Annotated in this window: 1 protein-coding gene; it reads left to right on the forward strand. The window is 45.5% G+C overall.

The genetic code is table 11. From position 1 onward, the window contains the following. The first annotated feature begins 325 nt into the window (after positions 1 to 325). The gene (locus DWY79_RS22255) at positions 326 to 2,746 is read left to right on the forward strand and encodes a TonB-dependent receptor (RefSeq protein ID WP_121962037.1); all 2,421 of its coding nucleotides are present in this window, start codon (positions 326 to 328) and stop codon (positions 2,744 to 2,746) included. The last annotated feature ends 85 nt before the right edge of the window (positions 2,747 to 2,831 follow it).

The following is a 2,831-nucleotide window of genomic DNA, read 5'->3' on the forward strand; positions in this document are numbered from 1 at the left end:
ACTGATTACGTTTATAAACAAAAAAAGTGTCTAGATAAATCAGGAAAAGACATATATAAGTATTTGTGGTTTTTTGTGGTATAAAACAAAAGTTTTACACATAGAAAACATTTGTTTTCATAGAAGAAAACTAAAGTTTTGTACTGAAGAAACTTCTGTTTTCCCATATAGAAACTTTTGTTTCCCTAGGAAGAAACCATTTGCTTCGCTACTCGAACTCGGACGATCCCGGGAAAGAATATATCAAGAATGATCGCTATTAATTACCGTAACATTCTGAATTTAGTTACTTTTGCGTAGAAATCTAATTGTAATTCTCAATATCATGAAAAAGATAGGACTAATGTTGGCCTTATTATGGGTGATTTGTGCGCTCTCGTGGGCTTCTTCTCCGAATGCCCGTATTAAGGGGCAGTTAATAGATGCCTCTACGAATCAAGTGATTAATTATGCGGATATCTTTCTGTTTGCGATGGGAAGTGAAAAACCTTTGCAACAGACTTTTCCGGACGATCAAGGACGTTTCTCGTTTACTAAGGTGGCTCCGGGTAATTATGTGGTCATGGTCCGTCTGATGGGATATGATGTGTTTACAAAGAATGATATCATCTTGGATGCCTCGTCTCCGGTGGATTTAGGTAAGTTGATGATGAGTCCTTTGGAGGTAGGTATCGCCGAAGTGGAGGTAGTGGCCGAGAAACGCCAATTGGTTTATAAGTTGGATAAGAAAGTGGTCGAGGCCTCTTCCAATATGATGGGAGGAGGCGGTTCCGCCGTGGATATATTAGAGAATACGCCTTCCATACGGGTAGATGCGGAAGGCGATGTTACTTTTCGTGGAAGCAGCGGCTTTTTGGTTTACATAGATGGTAAGCCGAGTGTCTTCTCGGGTACACAGGCTTTGGAGCAAGTCCCGGCCGGGCATATAGAGAATATAGAGATTATCACGACACCTTCCGCCAAGCATGATACGGAAGGCGACGTGGGTATCATTAATATTATCACGAAGAAGCATTCCCAGCGGGGATTGAGTGGGATGGTGAATCTCTCGGGAAGTACGTGGCTTTCCCGCCATGTCGATTTCTTGTTGGCACAGCAACATCAGCGTTCCCGTTGGTACATCGGCGGACAGTGGACAGACCGGTTGCGCAAGAGTGATTTCGACCAAGAGAAGATGACGGTGGTGGGCGATCAGACCACTACCTCGCATTCCGTCGGGCCTCGTACGGGAAACAGCTATCATTATACGATGAAAGGCGGTTGGAGCCTGAATCTTCCCAAGACAACCATCGCGTTGGATCTGGAGGGCGGCTATGGCGGAAATAAGCGTAAGGGAGAGATGAACTATAAGGAAACCCGTTCGGTAGCGGGCGGCTCTCCGGTGACGGAAGATTATCGAAGCATAGATGATTATGATAATGATGAGAATATAGGTTTGGGAAGTCTGGCGGTACAGCATAAGTTCAACGATAAGGGACACGAGCTTTCCGGTAGTGCTTATTACAAATATGGCGGCCATGCCTTGGAATATTTCTTTAACGACTTGATGTCCTTGGAAGGGCAACGCCAACAGGGGCACCGTGCTTATGAGGCCGAGCACCGGGAAACGATGCGTATCAATCTGGATTACGCCTTGCCTTTCGGGAAAGGAGGTAAGCTAGAGGCGGGTTACCAATATTATTCTTATCTGGAAGACGGCGATTACAATATGGAATGGTGGGACCCCAAGGGACAAACGTTCTTTTGGCGTGACGATATCTACAACACGTTTTATTTTCAAGAAGGGGTGAATTCTATCTATACGATTCTTTCCCATACGTGGAAGAATTTAGAGGCGCAAGCCGGCGTTCGGGGAGAGCATACGCATACGGTCTTGCGAAGTTCCGTGGAGGGAGCGGATCGTACGAAGAATCGTTTTGAGTTTTTCCCATCGGTGCATTTGGGCTATACGTTCCCGAATGAGCATCGCTTGTTGGCTTCCTATTCCCGTCGTACCACACGTCCGCAGCTTTTCTATATGGAGCCTTATATTACGTATCGCGACTTTTATACGGCCGAGATCGGTAATCCGGATATACGTCCGGAGTACATCAACTCCTTTGAATTGAACTACCGGAAGAATTTCGGGGAAAATACGGTATCCGCTACCGCCTTTCATCGGTATCGGAAAGATAAGATCGAGCGGTTGCGCGTACCTTATTCAGCCGGTGTAACCTTAGACTCGATGTCAAACGTAGGACATGATTATTCAACAGGTATCGAGCTAAGCGTCAGCCTGCATCCGGTACGTTGGTGGAATACCACGGTCAACGGAAACGTTTATCACTATAAGGTGAAGAACGAACAGGCCGCCGGTGGAAATACGACCTCAAGCACCAATTACGATATCCTATGGAATAACCTGTTTAATCTGGGGAAATACACCCGTATCCAATTGGATGGTAGTTTTGTAGGCCCTTCCGTAACGACGCAGGGCCGTACGGACGCTTATTGGTACGCGAACGTAGCCGTTCGCCAGCAACTATGTAACCGAAAACTAACCGCTACCTTAGCTTTCCGGGATATTTTCCGTTCTGCCAAATATATCAGCGATATCCAAACGGCAGATTTACGCTCTCTGACACGTATCAAACCCAAATATCCACAAATCACGTTGACGTTGAGTTGGACATTTAATAGTTTCAAGGCTAAATCCACCCAAGCGAAAGAAGATCGCTCGGAGATGTTTGAGGGTATAAAGCATTGATATTGTATCTTTACTATATTGGTTTGTCTTCGGGGGCTGTCCAAAAAGTGTGACAGCCCCTTTTTGCTATTGTTTATTTCAGTAA

Source organism: Parabacteroides sp. AF27-14, from assembly GCF_003635425.1.
Classification (GTDB): Bacteria; Bacteroidota; Bacteroidia; order Bacteroidales; family Tannerellaceae; genus Parabacteroides; species Parabacteroides distasonis.